The sequence below is a fragment of the Streptomyces sp. DSM 40868 genome, from assembly GCF_011820545.1.
Classification (GTDB): Bacteria; Actinomycetota; Actinomycetes; order Streptomycetales; family Streptomycetaceae; genus Streptomyces; species Streptomyces eurythermus.
In genome coordinates this window covers 470,678-490,235 of the sequence record NZ_CP050504.1, presented here as the reverse complement: position 1 = coordinate 490,235, position 19,558 = coordinate 470,678, and the positions used below count along the sequence as shown (strand labels likewise).

16 protein-coding genes and 1 pseudogene are annotated in these 19,558 nt (G+C 73.3%); 14 read left to right on the top strand and 3 right to left on the bottom strand.

What is annotated here, in order from left to right:
* Positions 1 to 6 precede the first annotated feature (6 nt).
* From HB370_RS02260 to HB370_RS02200, 13 genes are all read left to right on the top strand, one after another.
* Positions 7 to 369, top strand: a complete 363-nt coding sequence (locus HB370_RS02260) for a hypothetical protein (protein ID WP_030776689.1) — start codon at positions 7 to 9, stop codon at positions 367 to 369.
* On the top strand, positions 362 to 1,501 hold the full coding sequence (locus HB370_RS02255; protein WP_030776693.1) for a hypothetical protein: 1,140 nt from the start codon (positions 362 to 364) through the stop codon (positions 1,499 to 1,501). Before HB370_RS02260 ends, HB370_RS02255 begins: the two co-directional genes overlap by 8 nt.
* A 36-nt stretch (positions 1,502 to 1,537) precedes the next feature.
* Positions 1,538 to 2,074, top strand: coding sequence for a phage baseplate assembly protein V (locus HB370_RS02250; RefSeq protein ID WP_030776696.1), 537 nt, complete (start codon positions 1,538 to 1,540; stop codon positions 2,072 to 2,074).
* An 18-nt stretch (positions 2,075 to 2,092) separates the two neighbouring features.
* On the top strand, positions 2,093 to 2,428 hold the full coding sequence (locus HB370_RS02245) for a hypothetical protein (protein ID WP_030776698.1): 336 nt from the start codon (positions 2,093 to 2,095) through the stop codon (positions 2,426 to 2,428).
* Positions 2,425 to 2,817, top strand: a complete 393-nt coding sequence (locus HB370_RS02240) for a GPW/gp25 family protein (RefSeq protein WP_030776700.1) — start codon at positions 2,425 to 2,427, stop codon at positions 2,815 to 2,817. The genes HB370_RS02245 and HB370_RS02240 overlap by 4 nt, the downstream gene beginning before the upstream one ends.
* Positions 2,814 to 5,918 carry a putative baseplate assembly protein gene (locus HB370_RS02235; RefSeq protein WP_030776703.1) on the top strand — a complete coding sequence of 1,035 codons (3,105 nt, stop codon included), beginning with the start codon at positions 2,814 to 2,816 and terminating at the stop codon, positions 5,916 to 5,918. Before HB370_RS02240 ends, HB370_RS02235 begins: the two co-directional genes overlap by 4 nt.
* Positions 5,915 to 9,673, top strand: coding sequence for a putative baseplate assembly protein (locus HB370_RS02230; protein ID WP_030776706.1), 3,759 nt, complete (start codon positions 5,915 to 5,917; stop codon positions 9,671 to 9,673). The genes HB370_RS02235 and HB370_RS02230 overlap by 4 nt, the downstream gene beginning before the upstream one ends.
* Complete coding sequence (locus HB370_RS02225) at positions 9,673 to 11,832, top strand: hypothetical protein (protein ID WP_030776708.1); 2,160 nt, start codon at positions 9,673 to 9,675, stop codon at positions 11,830 to 11,832. The genes HB370_RS02230 and HB370_RS02225 overlap by 1 nt, the downstream gene beginning before the upstream one ends.
* 54 nt (positions 11,833 to 11,886) lie before the next feature.
* Complete coding sequence (locus tag HB370_RS02220) at positions 11,887 to 13,437, top strand: DUF6519 domain-containing protein (protein ID WP_030776711.1); 1,551 nt, start codon at positions 11,887 to 11,889, stop codon at positions 13,435 to 13,437.
* A complete protein-coding gene (locus tag HB370_RS02215) occupies positions 13,437 to 14,324 on the top strand; it encodes a peptidoglycan-binding protein (protein ID WP_030776714.1) in 888 nt (295 codons plus the stop codon). The genes HB370_RS02220 and HB370_RS02215 overlap by 1 nt, the downstream gene beginning before the upstream one ends.
* 102 nt (positions 14,325 to 14,426) lie before the next feature.
* Positions 14,427 to 14,756 (top strand): PadR family transcriptional regulator, encoded by a 330-nt coding sequence (locus tag HB370_RS02210; RefSeq protein ID WP_030776716.1) that lies wholly within the window; start codon positions 14,427 to 14,429, stop codon positions 14,754 to 14,756.
* Positions 14,753 to 15,109: a DUF1048 domain-containing protein gene (locus HB370_RS02205; protein ID WP_030776718.1), complete on the top strand. Its 357-nt coding sequence runs from the start codon at positions 14,753 to 14,755 to the stop codon at positions 15,107 to 15,109. The genes HB370_RS02210 and HB370_RS02205 overlap by 4 nt, the downstream gene beginning before the upstream one ends.
* 1 nt (position 15,110) lies before the next feature.
* The gene (locus tag HB370_RS02200) at positions 15,111 to 15,437 is read left to right on the top strand and encodes a DUF1048 domain-containing protein (protein WP_030776721.1); all 327 of its coding nucleotides are present in this window, start codon (positions 15,111 to 15,113) and stop codon (positions 15,435 to 15,437) included.
* Between the two features lie 101 nt (positions 15,438 to 15,538).
* On the opposite strand, the gene HB370_RS02195 is transcribed toward HB370_RS02200, so the two are convergent.
* Positions 15,539 to 16,009, bottom strand: coding sequence for a DUF3291 domain-containing protein (locus HB370_RS02195; RefSeq protein ID WP_030776724.1), 471 nt, complete (start codon positions 16,007 to 16,009; stop codon positions 15,539 to 15,541).
* Between the two features lie 33 nt (positions 16,010 to 16,042).
* On the bottom strand, positions 16,043 to 16,681 hold the full coding sequence (locus tag HB370_RS02190) for a helix-turn-helix domain-containing protein (RefSeq protein WP_030776726.1): 639 nt from the start codon (positions 16,679 to 16,681) through the stop codon (positions 16,043 to 16,045).
* A 244-nt stretch (positions 16,682 to 16,925) separates the two neighbouring features.
* Here HB370_RS02190 and HB370_RS02185 point away from each other — a divergent pair, with 244 nt between their 5' ends.
* Positions 16,926 to 18,074, top strand: coding sequence for an SGNH/GDSL hydrolase family protein (locus HB370_RS02185; RefSeq protein WP_030776729.1), 1,149 nt, complete (start codon positions 16,926 to 16,928; stop codon positions 18,072 to 18,074).
* Positions 18,075 to 18,313: 239 nt separating this feature from the next.
* On the opposite strand, the pseudogene HB370_RS02180 reads toward HB370_RS02185, so the two are convergent.
* Positions 18,314 to 19,510: pseudogene (locus HB370_RS02180) on the bottom strand (HEXXH motif-containing putative peptide modification protein).
* Positions 19,511 to 19,558: the final 48 nt, after the last annotated feature.

The following is a 19,558-nucleotide window of genomic DNA, read 5'->3' as shown; positions in this document are numbered from 1 at the left end:
GACGACATGGCCGAGACCGAGCCGTACGAGAGCGCGCTGCACTCGATCCCGGGCGCCCACCCCTACCCGCGCACCAGCCGGTACCACGACGCCGAGATCGGTGTCCACCGGCGCGCCGACGGCACCGAAGTCCGTTACACCAAGCGGCGGTTGCTGCCGCCGCTGGACGAGGAGACCGAGCCGCACATCGTCGGCGCCGGCGAGCGGCCCGACCTCCTCGGGCAGCGCTTCCTCGGCGACCCCGGCCAGTGGTGGCGGATCGCCGACGCCAACCCCGTACTGGACCCGAGGGAGTTGACGGACGAGCCGGGGCGGGTCATCGGCATTCCGCTCGCCGGCGGGTTCCCACGGGGGGAGCGGCGTGTCTGAACAGCCCGTGGGGCACGGCCCCGTCCACATCCAGCTCCTCATGGGACCCAAGCTCGCCCGCCCGGTCCCCCTGGAGGTCGCCGAGGCGCTGCTGTCCGCGCAGATCACGACCACGGCGGGGGAGCGAAGCGGGTTCCAGTTCGCCTTCGACCTCACGAAGAACGGTCTCCTCAGCAGACGGCTGCTGCCCGAGGGCTTCTTCGACCCGAAGACCCGCGTCATCCTCACCGTCAGCGTCCGCGGCACCCCGGAAGTGCTCTTCGACGGGCTGATCGTCCGCCAGGAGGTCGGCGCCAGCAACCTCCCCGGCCACTCCACCCTGACCGTCACCGGGGAGGACCTGACGCTCCTGATGGACCTGGAGGAACGCACCGCGCGCTACCCCAACCTGCCGCCGTCCCAGCGGGTACTGGCGATCCTGCGCCGGTACTCCGACTACGGCATCCGCCCCGACGTCTACCAGGAGAAGATCGCCCAGCCCCCGCACCAGGACCTCCGCGTCCACTACCAAACCGGCACCGACCTGCAGTACGTCACCGAACTGGCCCGCGCCAACGGCTACACCTTCTACCTGGAGCCCGGCCCCGACCCCGGCTATTCCTCGGCCCGCTGGGGCCCCGAGGTACGGATCGGACTGCGCCAGCACGCCCTCAACGTCAACATGGACGCCCTGTCCACCGTGGACCAGCTGACGTTCGCCTACGACGGCACCGCCCGCGAGGAGCCCCAGGCGCGCTGGCAGGACCCCGGCACCCGCCAGGCCACCCTGCTGCCCCAGCCGCCGGTCAGCCCCCTGCGCCCGCCGCTCGGCCGCCGCCCCACTCCCGCGCTCAAACGCAAGACCCTCTCCGGCACCGCCAAACAGCAGCGCGAGCAGGCCGAGGCCGAACTCCTCGCCCGTGCCGCCGTCTCCGCCGACGTCGTCTCCGGCTCCGGTTCGCTCGACGTCAGCCGGCACGGCTACCTCCTCCAGCCACGCCGGCTCGTCGGCGTCCGCGGCGCCGGACGGGCGTACGACGGCGACTACTTCGTCAAATCCGTCACCCACAACCTCCGCCCGGGCTCCTTCCAGCAGAACTTCACCCTCTCCCGGGAGGGCCTGGAAGCACGCGGCGACACCGTCCGGCCGTGACCCCCCCGACCCACCGACGAGGAGAGCACCCCGACCATGGCGGCACCCAGCAATCGCTACCTCGGCAAGTTCCGCGGCCGGGTGGTCAGCAACGACGACCCGTTGCGGATCGGCCGGATCACGGCCGAGGTCCCGGACGTCCTCGGCGACGAGCCGTCCACCTGGGCGCTGCCCTGCCTGCCCTTCACCGGGCCCGGGTCCGGACAGTTCGTGGTGCCGCCGCCCGGCGCCGGAGTCTGGGTGGAGTTCGAACAGGGGGACCCCAGCTTCCCGGTGTGGACCGGCTGCTGGTACGGCGACGCGAGTGAACTGCCGCCCGACGCCCGGCGCGAGCTGCGGGCGAACGCGGCGAGCAAACCCGTCGTCGTACAGACCCCGGGCGACCACAAGATCGTCCTCAACGACACGGCCGGCACCGAACAGGGAATCCTCCTGCAGGCCCAGGGCGGCGCCTACATCCGCATCACCAAGGAAGCCGTGGTCATCGCCACCGGCGCGGGCGCCGAGATCACCTTGCGCGGCCGCGAAGTCACCATCAACCAAGGGCAGTTGACCGCCCAGTCCCAGCGATAGACAAACGGGGGAAGAGAGTTGTCCGGGAGTCTGCTCCACGCGGGCACCGTGATCGGCTGCCCGCACGGCGGCCGGGCCGCACCCGCCACCACACCCTCCGGCGGCGTCCGCGTCGACGGCGTCACCGTGGCCACGACCGCCCACGCCTACGTCGTCACCGGCTGCCCGCACACCGTGGACGGCGTGCCCTCGCCGTGCGTGTCCGTCCGCTGGACCGCCGCCGGCACCGGCGTCACCGTCGACGGCGCGCCCGTGCTGCTCGACACCTGTGCCGCCCAGTGCCTCAGCGCGGCCCTCGTCCCGCAGGGACCACCCGTCGTCCAGGCCGCGCAGCGAAAGGTCACCGTCCGATGAGACCGCCGAGCCCGCACACCCGCCCGCGCAGCGACATCGCGTTCCCCTTCCACGCCGACCGCCGCGGCCGCACCGCGCACGCGCGCCCCGCCGAGCACGTCCACGACCTCATCGAACAGCTGCTGTTCACCAGCCCCGGCGAGCGCGTCATGCGCCCCGACTTCGGCTGCGGACTGCTCGACCTGGTCTTCGCACCGGCCGGCCCCGAACTGGTCAGCACCCTCGAACTCTCCGTCCAGGCCGCCCTCCAGCGCTGGCTGGGCGACCTGATCGAGGTGGTCTCCCTCGACATCGCCGCCGGCGACGACACCGTACGCGTCCGACTGTCCTACCTGGTCCGCGCCACGGGCACCCTCCAGGAGGACCTCTTCGAGGGGAGGGCGGCATGAGCACGGGCGCCACCCGGCGGGCCAAGGTGCGTGCCGCCCACCTCAACGGGATCGACACCGTCGAGGTCGGCGACGACGGGCTGCTGCTCACCGTCACCTTCCTCGGCAAGGCGCCCGGCGGCCTCGGCCCGGAGAACGTCCGCATCGACGGCGGCCGGCGCGTCACCGGCCTCACCGCCGTGGACGTCAGCGTCGAACGCGAGGAGGACCCCGAGCTGGACGACCGGCTCTACGTCACCCTCGACCGGGCCGGTGACACCTCCCGCTACCGGCTGTCGCTGGTGGAGGCCGACCCCTACGGCAGGCCGGGCACCGAGCCGTACCACGGCTTCGACCAGCGGTACGCCGGCGCGGACTTCGGTTTCTGGCCCGACTGCCCGAGCCCCTTCGACTGCGCGGACGCGGGCGAGGACGACGCCGCCCTCCCGGCCGCGCCCGTGACCGACTACACGGCCCGCGACTACGACTCCCTGCGCAGGCTCCTGCTCGACCGGCTCACGCTGACCACCCCCGACTGGGCCGAGCGCAACCCCGCCGACCTGGGCACCACCCTGGTGGAACTGCTCGCCTACACCGGCGACCAGATCAGCTACCAGCAGGACGCCGTCGCCACCGAGGCCTACCTCGACACCGCCCGCCGCCGCGTCTCCGTACGCCGGCACGTCCGGCTCATCGACTACGCGATGCACGACGGCTGCAACGCCCGCACCTACGTGACCGTCGAGACCGCCGCCGACCGCACCCTGGCGCCCGGCACCTACCGCTTCGCCGCGGTCGACGTACGCACCCTCGACCCGCACGACCGCCCCGGACCCGGTACGGTCATCGACGACAACGACCTCGGCGACCTGGACGAGCGCGGCTCCGTGGAGGTCTTCGAACCCGTCCTCGCCACAGAACCGCTGGAACTGCGGGTCGCGCACAACGCGATCCGGTTGTGGACCTGGGGCGGCGAGGTGTCCGTGCTGCCCGCGGGAGCCACCGCCGCCACCCTGCGCGACGAGTGGGCGGACCCCGCGACGTGCCGGGAGCGCAGGCTCGCCCTGAAACCGGGTGACGTGCTGATCCTGGAGGAGGTCAAGGGCCCGCGCACCGGCACCCCGGGCGACGCCGACCCCGCCCACCGGCAGGCCGTCCGCCTCACCTCCGTCACCCCCGGCCTGGACCGGGTCGAGGACCAGCCGGTGCTGGAGGTCACCTGGGCCACCGAGGACGCCCTGCGCGTCCCGTTGTGCCTGACCACCCGGGGCGGACGAGACTGCCTGCCCGTCGCGGACGTCACCCTCGCCCGCGGCAACGCCGTCCTCGTGGACCACGGCCGCACCGGCACCGTCGAGACGGTCACCGTGCCGCCGGACCCGGCCGTCGTGGCGTCCTGCGGCCCGCCCGGCCCCGGCTGCGCGGACCATACCCGGGGCAACGCACCGGCACGGCTCATCGCCTCGCTGACGGACCGCACTGAAAGCGGCCGGGCGCTGCGCCCCGACGACGTCCGCGAACTGTTCGACGTCGTGGGGGAGCGGGCCGTCCGGCGCGCCGGCATCGGTCTGGAAGGAACCGGACAACGCCACGAGCACGTGGTGCCCGGTACGGCGTACGGGCAGGCCGCGGCCCTGCGGACGCTGCTCGCCCAGAGCGTCTACCCCGGCATCCGACCGAGGCTCCGCCCCGTCCTCGGCCACGCTCCCGTCACCCAGGCCGTACCGTTCCCCGACCCGGCGGCGGTCGCCGCCGCGCAGGCCGAGCGGATCGCCGCCGTCCCGGACCGGGCCCGGCACCGGCTGACCGAGCTGTGGCGCAGCGCCCGCGACGCCGACGGACTAGCCGAGGACGAGATCACCGAACTCGCCGTGCTCTTCGGCCTGAAGCTGCTGGAACGGCTGGAACTGCGCCGCCACCCCGTCCGCGCCCTGCGCGAACTGCTGCACCGCGGTGACGAGTTGCTCGACGCCAAGCGGCGGCGCGTCGCCGTCCTCACCGCGCGGGCCCGTGCCGGTACCGTCCTCGACGCCCACATCGCCTGGGAGATCGCGCACAGCTGGGGCCCGTCGTACGCCATCGGACTCCACCCCGACGAGCCGGTGCTGCACGGCCCGGCCGGCGCCGCGCTCGCCCAGGACCCGCGCCGCGCCCTGCCCGCCGTACGCCTCACCGACGGCGAGGCGGTGTGGGAGCCGCGCCGCGACCTGCTCGACAGCGCGCCCCGCGACCGGCACTTCGTCGGCGAACCGGAGGACGACGGACGGCTCGCCCTGCGCTTCGGCGACGGACGGCACGGCGCCCGGCCGGACCCGGGAACCCGCCTGACCGTGCGCTACCGCCTCGGCGGCGGCAGCGCGGGCAACGTGGGCGCGGAGGCCATCAACCATCTCGTCGTGGCGGCGGGCGAGCCCGGCGAGCCGGTACCCGCCGCCACTGTCCGCAACCCGCTGCCGGCCACCGGCGGTACCGAGCCCGAACCCCTGGAACAGGTACGCCAGTTGGCACCTCTTGAGCTGCGCCGCACCCGGCTGCGCGCCGTCACCGCCGCCGACTACGCGGCGCTCGCCTCCACCGTGCCCGGCGTCCAGCGGGCCGCCGCCGACCTCCGCTGGACCGGCAGCGCGCAGGAGGCCCACATCGCCGTCGACGCGTACGGCGGCACCCCGTCGCCGCGCCTGCTCGACACGGTGGCCCAGGCCCTGGAGACATACCGGCGCATCGGTCACGACCTGGTGGTCGGCCCCGCCCGGCTGGTGCCGGTCGACATCGCGCTGCGGGTGTGCGCCCTGCCCGGTCACCAGCACGGGCGGATCCTCGCCGACCTGTACCGCGTCCTCGGCCGCGGCCGGCTGCCCGGCGGCCGGCTCGGCTTCTTCCACCCCGACGCCCTGACCTTCGGCGAGCCCGTACGGCTCAGCCGTCTGGTCGCCGTCGCCGCGGCCGTCCCCGGCGTGGAAAGCGTAGAAGTGACCCGGCTGCGACGGCTGTTCGAACCGGACCGGGGCGAGCGGGAGGACGGCGTGCTGCGGCTCGGCCCGCTGGAGATCGCCACCTGCGACAACGACCCCGACCGGCCCGAACAGGGCCGGCTGGAGATCACCCTGGGAGGAGCCCGATGAACCGCCCCTGCTCCTGCGGCGGTGCGTGCGGCGGCCACGACGAGCGCCACGCGCCCGCCCCCCTCCACAACCCGCCCGGCCGCACCGCCCTCGACTACCGCGTCGGCGAGTACGGCACCTTCCTCGCCGCCCTCCTCGACCGGCTCGCCTCACCCGCGTACCCGGCCCTCGGCCGGCTCACCGTACGCACCCCCGACGACCCGGCCGTGGGACTCCTCGACGCCGCCGCCGTCCTCGGCGACCTGCTCACCTTCCACTCCGAGCGGATCGCCGACGAGGCCTACCTCCGCACCGCCCGCGAACACCGCTCCCTGGTCCTGCTGGGCCGGCTCGTCGGGCACCGGCCGCGCCCCGGAGTGGCCGCCACCACCCATCTCGCGTACACCCTCGAACGCGACCCGCGCGCCGAGACCCTGCCGGTGCCCATCCCGCGCGGGGCCCGCAGCCACAGCGTGCCCGCCTCCGCCGACGAGCGGTCGCTGACCTTCGAGACCTGCCGGGACCTCACCGCCCGCTGGGACTGGAACGAACTGACGGTACGGCGCCGCCGGCCCTCCCTCCTCACCCCCGACGACCTCGCCCGCCGCTCCGAACTGTTCGTGGAGGGCACGGCCGCCTCCCTGCGGACCGGCGACAAGCTCCTCTTCGTCTTCGGCGAACAGGCGGGCGGAGTACGGAAGTTGATCACGATCGCCGGCGTCCGCACCGACCCCGGGGAAGAGATCACCGCGCTCACTCTGCCCCAGTCCGCCCCGCCCACGCTGCGGGAACTGGTGGCCGAGGTGCGCCGCTGGACCGCCGAACCGGCCACCCCCGGTGAACCCGGTGACGAGCCGCCGACCCCCGAGGTGCCCAACCCGCGCCCGGTCAGCCGTCTGATCGAGGACTTCGACGACCAGGTCCTCGCCCCCCTGCGCACCGACCTGGACACCATCGGCACCCCGGAGCGGCTCGCCACCCGCCTCGGCGAGCCGGTGGCCCGCCTGCGCGAGGCCGAGGTCCTGGCGGAGCCGTACGAGGACGTCGCGGCGTGGTTCGCCCAGCTGGCGGCGGTCCTCGCGGAACTGGCCGGGCGGGCGCTGGCGCTGGCACCCGCCCGGCCAGCCACCCGGGGCGACGACACGGGGGAGCGGGCGAGCGTCCTCGCCACCGCACAGCACGACGTCCGGCCCGACCCCCGCGAAGCCGCCCTCCATGCTCTGAACACGCTCCTCCCCGCCCTGCGCACCACGGCCCCCGCGCCCCGGCCGGAAACCCGCACCCATCGCCCCGGCACCGACACCGCCCACCTGCTGACCGCCCTCCACCCGGACCTGGCCGGCCTCTACCCGGCCTGGCGCACCGCCACCACCCCGGCCACCGGCCCACTGCTGCGCGCCCTCCTCGCGATGCGCGTCACCGCCGCACCCTTCGGCGCGAACGCCCCCCTCAAACCCGTCCAGGACGCCCGCGGCCGCGTCATCCGCACCGCCGACTGGCCGCTGACCGGTGGCGCGCTGGCGAGCATGCGCGTGGTGTACGACCCCACGGGCAAGACGCCGGTACGCGCCGAGTTCCAGTACGTCGAGGGCGGCAGCTCCGACCAGCGCGCCGAGAACCTGCCCGTCACCCAGCCGGTCACCTTCACGCTGGGACCCGGCCGGGTCGACCTGTCCACACGGGCCGCCCGCGACCGGCAGCCGATCCGCCCGGCCGCCGACGGCGAACCCGGTGTCACCGCCCGCCTGCACGCCGGCCTGCCCGAGGGCAGCCTGTTCGTCTCCCGGCCCGAGGACGACGGCACCGTACACATCGCCCTGACCGACGGCACCACCGAACAGTTCTCCCTGGAACCCGGCGGCAGCAGGCAGTTCACCCACGGCGCGTACCAGGTGAGCGCCAGCTACACGGTCGGCAGCACCGCACCGAACGTCGAGATCGTCATCGCGAGCGAGCCCGACCCCCTCAACCGCCGCATCCTGCGACTGGACAGCGTCCACGACACCGTCACCGTCGGCAGCTGGGTGGCGATCGAGCGCCCGGCCAAGGGCACGGGCGTCCCCGGCGACGCCGCACTCGCCTTCGTCACCACCCAGGTGGCCGCCGTCCGGACGGCGGCGTACTCCGACTACGGCATCACCGGTCGCGGCACCGAACTCACCCTGGCCGACCCCTGGCTGGACGAGTACGACGTCCTGCTCTCCCACATCCGCGACACCACCGTGCACGCGGCGGGCGAGCCGCTGCGCCCGGCCGGCGAACCGCTCGACGAGGACGTACACGGCAACGAGATCGAACTCGCCGAGCTCTACGACGGGTTACGGCCCGGCCGCACCCTCGTCGTGAGTGGCGAACGCACCGACGTACCCGGCGCGCGCGGGGTCACCGCGAGCGAGGTGGTCACCATCGCCGCCGCCGACCCCGCCATCGACCCCCACCTCCCCGGGGACCACGTCCACACCCGCCTCACCCTGACCACGAACCTGGTCCACCGCTACGACCGGGCGAGCGTGCGCGTCCTCGGCAATGTCGTCGAGGCCACCCACGGCGAGAGCCGCGAGGAGGCCATCGGCAGCGGCGACTCCGACCGCGTCAACCAGACCTTCGCCCTCTGGCAGTCCCCGCTGACCTGGCTCGCCGCCGACAACCCGCTCGGCGCCACCCCGGTCCTGGAGATCCGCGTGGACGGCCTGCTCTGGCACGAGGTCGACAGCCTCGCCGGACGCGGCCCCACCGAACGCGTCTACATCACCGGCACCGCCGCCGACGGCCGCACCACCATCACCTTCGGCGACGGCGTCCACGGCGCCCGGCTGCCCGGCGGGCACGAGAACGTGCGCGCCCGCTACCGCTTCGGCACCGGCAAGGCCGCCGACGTCCCCGCCGAACGGATCACCCAGCCGCTCACCCGCCCGCTCGGCGTCACCGCGGTCACCAATCCGCTCCCGGCGACCGGCGGTTCGGACGCGGACGGGCCGGGCCTGACCCGACGTACGATCCCGCTCGCCGTCTCCGCCCTGGACCGGCTGGTCTCCCCGGCCGACTACGAGGACTTCGCCCGCTCCCGGGCCGGCATCGGCCGGGCCGCCGCCCGCGAACTGTTCGACGGACGGCGGCGCGTGCTCCATGTGACGGTCGCCGGCACCGACGACGTGCCGCTCGCCGACGACAACCTCCGGCCGCTGCGCCGCGCCCTGACCGAGTACGGCGACCCCGGCCTGCCGGTACGCGTCGACGCGCGCGAACTCGTCCTGCTGCTGATCGCCGCCAAGGTGAAACTCGCCCCGGACCACGTCTGGGACACCGTCGAACCCCGGCTGCGCCAGGCGCTGCTGCGCCGCCTCGGCTACGAGGGACGGGAACTCGGCCGGCCCGCCCGCCTCTCCGAGGTGCTCGCCACCGCCCACTCCGTGCCCGGCATCGACCACATGGACGTGGACGTCTTCACGGGTGTGCCCGCCTCCGCCACCCCGGAGCGGCTCACCGCCCTGCTCACCGGCCCCGGCATCCCGCGGCCCACGGTCCCCGCCCACCCGGCGGCCTACGACGAGCAGACCTACACGGTCCGCGACACCGAAGGCGAGACCCTGTCGTCGGTCTGCGCCCGCCACGGCATCCCGCTCGGCCGACTGCTGCGCCTCAACCCGGACATCACCGACACCCGGCGCCTGGCCAGGGGCCGGACGGTGGTCGTCTTCCGCGGCATCCGCCCGGCCCAGCTCGCCATGCTGTCGGCGCGGGCCGCGGACACCCTGATCCTGACGGAGGTCAAGTGATGTCCCCCGACGCCGCACCGCGCACGCCGGCCGACCGGCACCCCGACGAACTCGCCGAACTGCTGCCCCGCCGGCACCGGTTGCGCGACGCGGAGGAGGGCGAACCGCTGCGGGCCCTGCTCGCCGTCATCGCCGAACAACTGGACCGGGTCCGCGACGGCGTGCGCCAGGGCTACGAGGACCTGTTCGTGGAGACCGCCGCGCCCTGGGTGCTGCCCTACCTCGGCGACCTCGTCGGCTACCGCACCCTGCCCGGCTACGAGCACGTCCTCACCACCGGGCTGCACGACGGCGGCCGGGCGGCGCTCGCCGAGGCCGTCGCCCCCCGCCGGGACGTGGCCGCCACCGTCGCCCAACGGCGCCGCAAGGGCACCCTGCACCTGCTCGAGGAACTCTCCGACCGGGTCGCCGACTGGCCCGCCCGCGCCGTGGAACTGTCCCGGCACGTGGCCCACACCCAGCCGGTCAGGCTCCACGGCACCGGCCGGCGCACCGAACGCGGCCGGCTGCTCGACCTCAGGGACGGCTCGGCACTCGCCACCGCGGGCGGCCCCTTCGACACGACGTCCCGCACCGTCGACGTACGCCGCGCCGACTCCACGAGGAGACAAGGGGGTTGGACGCCGGCCGGGGTCGGTCTCTTCGTCTGGCGGCTCAAGCCGTACGCGCTCACCGCGTCACCGGCCTACTGCGTCGACCGCGCCCGCAACCTCTACACCTTCTCCATCCTCGGCAACGACACCCCGCTGCTCACCCGCCCGGTGCCCGAACCCTCGCCCGCGCACATCGCCGCCGTGGACCACGTGCCCGCGTTCATCACCCGCCGGCTGCTGCACGACCGGCTCGCCGACTACTACGGCCCCGGAAAGAGCCTGTGCATCCGGCGTGACGGCGAGGACCGCCCCGTACCGCCGGCGGACATCGTCGTCGCCGACCTGTCCGACTGGCGCTACCGGCCCGGGCGCGGGCAGATCGCCGTCGACCCGGAGCTCGGCCGGATCGCGTTCGGCGCCCGCCGCGCGCCCCGCCAGGGCGTCTGGGTCGACTACCACCACGCCTTCGCCGCCGACCTGGGCGGCGGCCAGTACGAGCGCCCCGACCGTACGGCCCGCCCCGACGCCGACCTCTACCGGGTCGGCCCCGGCGGGCCGTACCGGCGGATCATGGACGCCTACCGGGCCTGGCAGGACCACCGCGGCCCCGGCCGGACCGGCATCATCGAGATCACCCACAGCGGCGCCTACCAGGAACAGCTGGACTTCGACCTCGACCCCGGCGACCGCCTCGAACTGCGCGCCGCCGAGGGCACCCGGCCGGTGATCCGGCTCCTCGACTGGTACAGCAACCGCCCCGACGCCCTCAACATCCGCGCCGTGGAATCCGACTGCGCCCCGCACGAACGGCCGCGCATCGTCCTGGACGGACTCCTCGTCACCGGGCGCGGCATCAACGTCACCGGCCCCGTAGGCGCCGTCGTCATCCGGCACTCCACGCTCGTGCCCGGCTGGTCGCTGGAGCCCGAGTGCGCGCCGCACTCACCCGACGAACCCAGCGTCGTCCTCGAACACACCACCGCCTGCCTCCGGATCGAGCACAGCATCCTCGGCACCATCGAGGTCATCGGCGACGAGGTGAGCCAGGACCCCCTCGACATCCAGCTGTACGACAGCGTCCTGGACGCCACCGGCGACGACCGCGCGGCCCTGTCCGCCCCCGACTGCCGCCACGCCCACGCCGTGCTGCACCTGCGCCGCACCACCGTCATCGGGGAAGTGCACACACACGCCGTCGAGTTCGCGGAGAACTCCGTGTTCACCGGCCGGCTGCACGTGGCCCGGCGCGGCATCGGCTGTCTGCGCCACTGCTACGTCCCGCCCGGCTCGCGCACCCCGCGCCGCCATCGCTGCCAGCCCGACCTCATCGGCGCCGAACAGGCGGAAACCGTACGGCCGTTGTTCGTGTCCACTCGCTACGGCACACCCTGGTACGGCCAATTGGCCGACCAGGGCCCCGAACAGATCCGGCGCGGCGCCGACGACGGCGGCGAACTCGGCGCGTTCCACGACCTGTACCGCCCCCAGCGGGAGGACGCGCTCAGGGCGCGGCTCGCCGAGTACACACCAGCGATCGCCGACGCCGGGATCTTCTTCGTGACGTGAGCGGTGCCGCCGTACGACCCACCCGCAGACTTCCGAACCAGGGGGACCCCCTTCATGCACGCCGACCTCTCCCGCGCCACCTTCCGCCCGGAGCGGCACTACTCCGCGGTCCTCGCCCAGCAGGGCCGGGTACAGCTGGACGCCGACCTCAACGAACAGACCGCCATCCAGCTCCACCAGGCCCGCACCCTCGCCGCCGACCTCATCGGCCGGCACGGCGGACCCGCCGGCGCCTGCGGCTTCCGCATCGAGTACGTGGGCGGCAAGCACGACATCGACACCCTGTACATCCACGGCGGCCGCTACTACGTGGACGGCATCCTGTGCGACGCGGACCGCCCCGCGCCCGGCGTCCCCGTACCGGACGAGGACACCGAAGAGCAGCCGCCCGCCGGGACGGACGCCCACTGGGACTACTGGAACCAGCCCGACGGCTTCCGCGACCCGGAACGGCCCGGCGACCGGCTGCCCTCGCCCGCCCGGTCGCCCTTCCTCGTCTACCTCCAGGTGTGGGAGCGGGCGGTCTCGGCGGCCGAGGACCCGGCGCTGCGCGAGGTCGCCCTCGGCGCCGCGCTGCCGGACACCGCCGTGCGCACCAAGGTCGTCTGGCAGGTGCTGCCGCTGCCCCTGGCCGCGCTGGACATCGAGGACGCCCAACCGTCCCCGGGAGCCGTCCGCGAGGCCTTCGAGAAGTGGGCCAGGACCCAGGCGGCGCCCTCCGCCCGGCTCGCCGCCCGCGGCGAACGGCCCGAGCACGCCGACGACGACCCCTGCCTGGTCCGCCCCGACGCCCGCTACCGGGGTCCGGAGAACCAGCTGTACCGGGTGGAGATCCACGCGGGCGGCGAGGCGGCCGACGCCACCTTCAAGTGGTCCCGGGAGAACGGCTCGGCCGTCTTCCCGGTGGACGAACTCGACGGCACATGGGTCCGGTTGGCCACCCTGGGCCTCGACTCCAAACTCGGTCTGGAGGTCGGCGACCACGTCGAGTTCACCGACACCGCGTACGCCTCCCGGCTGGAGGCGCTGCCGCTGCTGCGGGTCGAGGAACTGGACCTGCCCGGCCGCCGCGTCCGGCTCTCCGCCGAGCCGGACCCGCGCGTGGGACGCCTGCCGCACCTGCACCCCTTCCTGCGCCGCTGGGACCACCGCGAAGGACCCCGGCGCAAGGGCCGCACCAACTCCCTGAAGGGGGGCGCCGTGCCGCTCGCCGAGGGCCGGTGGCTGCCGCTGGAGGACGGCGTCGAGGTCTACTTCGCCAAGAACGGCACCTACCGCACCGGCGACCACTGGCTGATTCCCGCCCGCACCGCCACCGGAAGCGTCGAGTGGGACACGGACGCCGCTCGCCGCCCGCTGCTGAAGGCCCCGGCGGGCATCGACCGGCACCTCGCCCCGCTGGCACTGGTCACCGGCGAGGGCAGCACCGCCGACCTGCGCCAGGCCTTCGGCGCGCTCGCCACGGACATTCCACCGGCCGACCAGGCGGCCCTGGACGCCGAGGCCCGCGCCGCACACGAGGAACGGACCGCGGAGGCCGGCCCGTCCCGGGGCCGCTCCCAGACCACGGCGGCGGCGGGGGCCGCCGCGGAAGGAGACGAGTGATGGCACAGCCGATGAGCGCGGCCAAGCTGCTGGAGGTCCTGCGCGCGGAGGGCCTGACGGTGCACGAGGTACGCGACTGGCGCCACCACAACCGCAACACCAAGGGGCCCTGGGGCCCGGTGAACGGCGTGATGATCCACCACACCGTCACCTCGGGCACCCGGAACTCCGTGAACATCTGCTACGACGGCTACGCGGGCCTGCCCGGGCCCCTCTGCCACGGGGTCATCGACAAGGAGGGCCACGTCCACCTCGTCGGCAACGGCCGCGCCAACCACGCCGGTCTCGGGGACGGCGACGTGCTGCGGGCGGTGGTCGACGAGACCGCGCTTCCGCCGGACAACCAGGCCGACGTCGACGGCAACCGGCACTTCTACGGTTTCGAGTGCGTCAACCTGGGCGACGGCAAGGACCCCTGGCCCGAGGTGCAGAAGGAGGCCATCGAGAAGGTGTCCGCCGCGATCTGCCGGTACCACGGGTGGTCGGAGCGCTCCGTCATCGGCCACAAGGAGTGGCAGCCCGGCAAGCAGGACCCGCGGGGCTTCACCATGGACGGCATGCGGCGCCGCATAGCCGACCGGCTCGCGGGCAAGGGCGGCAACGAGCCGGGCGATCCCAAGCCCGGACCCAAGCCCAAGTACGCGCCCTTCCCCGGCGCCGGGTTCTTCCGCACGGGGCAGAAGTCCCCCCTGATCACCGCCATGGGCCGCCGCCTCGTCGCCGAGGGCTGCGGTCGCTACGAGAAGGGCCCGAGCCCCGAGTGGACCGAGGCCGACCGCGAGTCCTACGCGGCCTGGCAGCGGAAACTCGGCTACCGCGGCAAGGACGCGGACGGCATCCCCGGCCGGACCAGCTGGGACCGACTGAAGGTCCCGTCGGACGACTGACCACCTGGTGTCCCCGGAAGTCCTGCCGGCTCCTCTACTGAGTGATACTGTATAGCGGTACTCGGTAGCACAAGGTACCGGCAGGACTGAGGAGCGCCCGCGATGGAGGGCCTGACGGAGATGCTGAAGGGCACGCTCGAAGGATGCGTGCTCGAAATCATCGGCAGCGAGGAAACCTACGGATACGCCATCACCCGCAAGCTGAACGAGCTCGGTTTCACCGATGTCGTCGAGGGCACGGTGTACACCGTCCTGCTGCGACTCGAGAGGAACGGCCTCGTCCAGGTGACGAAACGGCCTTCCGCGGTGGGCCCGCCGCGCAAGTTCTACGCACTCAACGACGCCGGACGCGAGGAACTCGCGAGGTTCTGGGCGAAATGGCAGTACGTCTCGTCCCGCATCGACAAGCTCAGGGAGAGCGGCGGAAGATAAACTTCTGGGAGAACGTCACGGGCAGTGATCTCACCAGGGACTGGAAGGCATTCGAAGTCCGGGCCGCGGCCCTGCCGGACGACCACCGGGCGGCGTGGGTACAGATCAAGGGCCACCTCTTCCCCTACGGGGACTTCACCGGCCGCAACCTGACACCGATCGTCGACGCCGCCCTGGCGCTGCTCGAAGAAGCGGCGGCGGACGGACAGAGCGCCCACGAGGTGCTCGGCGACGACATCGGCGGCTTTTGCGCGGCGTTGGCCGGCGGATCCGGGGCCCGCACCTATCGCGACCGCTGGCGTAAGCAGTTGAACAGGAACGTCGCCAGGAAATTGAGCCGGCTGGGAGGCTGACATGAGCATCCAGGACATCATCGAGGGCAAGAAACAGTGGCGGGCGCACCTGGCCCGGGTCAAGGCCCTCCCGCAGGACTACCGGATCGTCTACAAGGAGATGCAGAGGTACCTGTTCAAGGTCGGCCCGATCGACCTTCCCGACGGGCCCCTGCTCCCTGGCATCCTCGACTTCTTCGAGGAGGGCGTCGCCGGGGGCAAGGGAGTCCTGGAACTCACCGGAACCGATGTCGCCGCGTTCTGCGACGACTTGGTCAAGGACTCTCCCACCTACGCGGACGCCTACCAGAAGTCCCTTGCCGGGGAACCCGACACGGCCGAGAGGTAACACCCGCCGTCCCACCCCGACGGAAACGCACCCAGTCGAACCGCCACTGCTCCGGCTCACACAACCGCCCCATCCGATCCAGGGATGCGGAGAGGCGCTGCCTAGAGCCGCGCCATCCCGCTCGGGGCCGGGTACGGGTCGCGGAAGGTGAACGCCTGCGGGCCGGGGCCGTTTTCACGCACCATCGCGATCCGCTCCATCGCCTCGTCGACGGTCGGGCGGTGGCCGGCCGGGATCCACCACAGGGCCTGGTGCGCCTCGGTCATGCGGCGGAACCACTCCCGGCGGCGGCTCAGCACGCGAAGGTGATCGCTGTGGTACGTGAAGTTCTGGAGCGCCTCGACCGACTCCCAGACCGAACAGTTGAACAGCAGCAACGTGTCGTTCCCGTCGGGGCGGATGCCGGTCGCGTCCATGCCGCCGGCGTCCACCATCCGCCAGACGAACCCGGGGCTTTGGTCGGCGAGCGCGTTGATCTCCGGTTGCAGGGCGACGAAGTCGGCCAACTCGGGGCTGTCCAGCGGGGCGACGATGCGGCCGATGTTGACCTGCGCGAGGTGAGAGTCAGTCATGAAGCACAGCATGGCCCGGCCCGACTTCTATAGTCAATGATTTTTCTTTTTAGAAAGGGCCACGCAGCAGCCGCCGGGGCACGGATCCAACGTCGGTGACCACTGCTCAGGCGCCAGGCCCTCGATGAGCGCCAGGTTCATCCCGCAGATCAGGGCGGGGAACTCCGAAGCCAGCGCGTGGTAAGGGCAGTTGCGCAGCCGCAGTGTCTCCCCGTCCCAGAAGGGCTCGTAGCCACGAGCCCGTAGCGCCGCCTCCACGTCGTCGGCATGTCCGTCCGGACGCGCCGCGCCCGCCGCCCGCGCCGCGGCCTGCAACTCCCGGTCCAGCCCGGCGTTCTCCAGCACCTCGGCGAGCAGCCGGCCGACGGCTTCGTACGACCGCGGCGGCACGGAGACGACATGTTCGCCCTCGGCGCGCCGGTACAGCTTCGCCGGCCGCCCCGCCCCGGGGCCGGTGCGCCCGGACAGCCGCCGGAAGGAAACGGTGAGCAGCCCGGCCTCGACCAGCTTGTCCAGGTGGAAGGCGGCCAGCGAGCGGGAGATCCCGGCCGCTTCGGCGGCCGCGTCACGGCCCACGTCCTCGGGGGCGGCGGCGACGTATCGGTAGAGGCGGCGGCGCACGGGGTCGCCCAGCACGGCCAGCATGTCGAAGGTGGAGTCCTCGTCAGTCACACGCCGACTCTATGACCCGCCAGGGCTTGTCACGGATGCCGAGGAAGCCGGAAAGCACTGCTCGTCGGGCTGCCGCTTCGGATCCACGTCCCGGGTGCGGGCCACGGCGGCCGCAGGTCACCGTGGCCTTCATCCGAAGCACCCGTCCCAACCGACCACTCCCCATGCCGCACCGGCACCGCCATCATGGGAGCGCTCCCGTATTCACGCACGCGCAGATCTCCCGACACCGGAAGGACCGCTCATGCGCACCGCTTCCCCTCTCTCTCGGCGGGCACTGCTCACGGCCGCCGCCGCGAGCGTCACCGCGGGCCTCACCACCGCGGCCGCCACACCCTCCCGGGCATCCGGCGCCCACCGCTCCCTGCCGTCCCCCGCCTTCGCCGGGTTCCGGACCGTGGGCCGGGTCAAGGAGGCGGCCGACGGCTGGGTGCAGTACAGCTGGCCCGGCATAGTCTTCGAAGGCCGGTTCCGCGGCAGCGGCGTCGGGATCGCGCTCGACGACTCCGCCAACGACTACGACGTCCAGATCGACGGAACGACCGTGAGCACACTGGTGACTCCCGGACGCACCACGTCCTGGATCACGGACCTCGCCGACACCGAGCACACCGTGCGGCTCGTCAAACGGACGGAGTGCCCGTGGGCCGTCGGCCGCTTCGGCGGGTTCGTCGCCGCTCGGGGAGGAAGGATCCTCCCCGCCCCCGCGCCGCGCAGAAGGCAGATCGAGTTCATCGGCGACTCCTACACCGCCGGGTACGGCAACGTCTCGGGCACGCGTGACTGCTCGGCCAACGGAGGAGTCGACCGGAACAGCAACGCGGGCCTCGCCTTCGGCGCCCTCACCGCCCGGAAGCTCGACGCCGACCACCAGCAGAACGCGTTCTCCGGCCGTGGCATGGTCCGCAACTACAACGGCGGCGACCCCGGCACCGATTACCGCACCTACTACGACCGGGCCCTGCTGAACGTCGTCGGCGACGTCTGGCACAAGCCGCGCGGCTGGCAGCCGCAGGTCGTCGTCATCGGCCTCGGCATCAACGACTTCTCGACCCCGCTGCACCCGGGCGAACCGTGGGCCACGCAGAGCGAGTTGACCGCCGCCTACGCCCGTGCCTACCACGGCTTCCTCGACAAGCTGCGGGCCCGCTACGGCAGCAGGACGTTCCTGGTGGTCAGCGCCACCGCGGTGTCCGGCACCGCCTTCGCCGACACCGCCCAGGCCATCGTCAGGGACCGCAACGCGCGGGGCGACGACCGGGTGGGTTACTGGTACTACGACGACCCCGGCCTGGACCACCTCGGCTGCGACTGGCACCCCTCGCTCCAGGACCACCGGATCATCTCCGGCCTGCTCGACCGGTACCTCGCCACCGTGCCGCTGGACTGGTGACCCGGCGGACGGTCCGGGGCGGGCGGGCTCGGCACCGTCCGCCGCAGCGCGCGTCGACCGGGATGTCGGGCGACGGCCCGGACCGGACGGGCTCGGCACCGTCCGCCGCAGCGCGCGTCGACCGGAATGCCGGGCCGACGGGACGCCACAGCCGACGCGCTGCCGCGCCACCGCGCTCTCTCGGCCGTGCGGACCCGCCCACCACGCGCATCTCTCCGCCCGGACGGTGCCCGGGCGGCTCACACCGTGCCCGTGAGCGGTAGCGGCGGACTGTCACCGGCGTGGTCCGGAGCCCCGGTCCGGGCAGCCAGCCGGACGGGGTCCGGCGCTTTGCCGGTGGCCTCGGTGACCTGCGCGTAGAGCGCCCTGACGACCTCCGGGCGGTGGGTGATCGCCCGTCCCGGCGGCCACCCGGTCGCCGTCCTCGGTGGCTGCCTCCGGGGACTGTCTGAGCAGGGCGAGACCGAGCGTATCCACGGCCAGGGCTGCTCCCACTCCCGGGGCAGACGGTCCACGGCCAGACGGCAGGCGGTGCCGGTCTCGCCGGACAGCCGGGCGTGGTCCACCGGATGGAGGGTGCTCCAAGAGATGCCCCCGGGGTCGCACGCGGCCCGGCGCAGACGATCCCCGTACTCGGTGAGGCCCGGTGCCGGGCACACTTCGCGGAACACGGTGTCCACGTGCCGGCGCGGGGGACCGGCCGCACCGGAGAGCCATGCCTCGGCGAGTTCCGCGATCTGGCCGGCCGACGGTCTCAGGTAGTGCGCCCGCCAGCCGAGGCGGTGGGCGATCACGGCTTCCCGGGCGAGCAGGGCCAAGTCGTCGGGCACGGACTCCTGCCCGGTCCAGTGGGCCGCGCTCTCCGCCATCATCGCCGTGAACTCCCGTCCGGCCGCGGTGAGCCGGGAAGAGGCACACAACAGGGTGTAGGCGTCCCCGGTCTGGACGCGCCAATGGGCGAACTCGAACCGGGCCCGCCGCCGCACCGCGGGATCGCGGTCGCGGCGAAGCCGGCGCCAGAGGTCCACGACACCGAAGTACGCGAACACGCCGTGGAGATAGCCGGGCAGAGGCCGCGGGTCGTCCCGTCAGGGCGCGTAGTACCGCGCGTGTTCCGGTTCCCCGTCCGCCTCGGTGTACAGGTCCACGCAGTCGAGTACGGCGTCCAGCTTCATGTGCCGGAACTCGTGCACCAGCCCCACAGCGAGGTCGACGGCCTCCGCCGGCGCGCTCATCTCCGCACCACCGAACGCGTCGCTCGACGACAGCGCGACCACGGTCCCGATCGGACTGCGCGGACGGGGCGTGACGGCGGCGAGAGCGGTCGCCAGGCCGAGGGCACCCAGCCGTCGGCGGCCCGGCGCCGGCAGTAGCGCACCCTCGCCTTCGTCGCCGGCACCGGTGTGACCGCACCGTGGGTGTCTGCGGTGAGGCATGCGGTGTGCGCGCCGGCCGAGCGCAGTCGGCGAGGCCCAGGATGGGCA

Excerpts from the sequence above, each read along its gene's own strand:
- HB370_RS02250 (WP_030776696.1), top strand. The coding sequence starts at position 1,538 with ATGGCGGCACCCAGCAATCGCTACCTCGGCAAGTTCCGCGGCCGGGTG.
- HB370_RS02260 (WP_030776689.1), top strand. The coding sequence starts at position 7 with ATGGCCGAGACCGAGCCGTACGAGAGCGCGCTGCACTCGATCCCGGGC.
- HB370_RS02220 (WP_030776711.1), top strand. The coding sequence starts at position 11,887 with ATGCACGCCGACCTCTCCCGCGCCACCTTCCGCCCGGAGCGGCACTAC.
- HB370_RS02195 (WP_030776724.1), bottom strand. The coding sequence starts at position 16,009 with ATGACTGACTCTCACCTCGCGCAGGTCAACATCGGCCGCATCGTCGCC.
- HB370_RS02200 (WP_030776721.1), top strand. The coding sequence starts at position 15,111 with ATGAGCATCCAGGACATCATCGAGGGCAAGAAACAGTGGCGGGCGCAC.
- HB370_RS02225 (WP_030776708.1), top strand. The coding sequence starts at position 9,673 with ATGTCCCCCGACGCCGCACCGCGCACGCCGGCCGACCGGCACCCCGAC.
- HB370_RS02235 (WP_030776703.1), top strand. The coding sequence starts at position 2,814 with ATGAGCACGGGCGCCACCCGGCGGGCCAAGGTGCGTGCCGCCCACCTC.
- HB370_RS02210 (WP_030776716.1), top strand. The coding sequence starts at position 14,427 with ATGGAGGGCCTGACGGAGATGCTGAAGGGCACGCTCGAAGGATGCGTG.
- HB370_RS02215 (WP_030776714.1), top strand. The coding sequence starts at position 13,437 with ATGGCACAGCCGATGAGCGCGGCCAAGCTGCTGGAGGTCCTGCGCGCG.
- HB370_RS02230 (WP_030776706.1), top strand. The coding sequence starts at position 5,915 with ATGAACCGCCCCTGCTCCTGCGGCGGTGCGTGCGGCGGCCACGACGAG.
- HB370_RS02240 (WP_030776700.1), top strand. The coding sequence starts at position 2,425 with ATGAGACCGCCGAGCCCGCACACCCGCCCGCGCAGCGACATCGCGTTC.
- HB370_RS02185 (WP_030776729.1), top strand. The coding sequence starts at position 16,926 with ATGCGCACCGCTTCCCCTCTCTCTCGGCGGGCACTGCTCACGGCCGCC.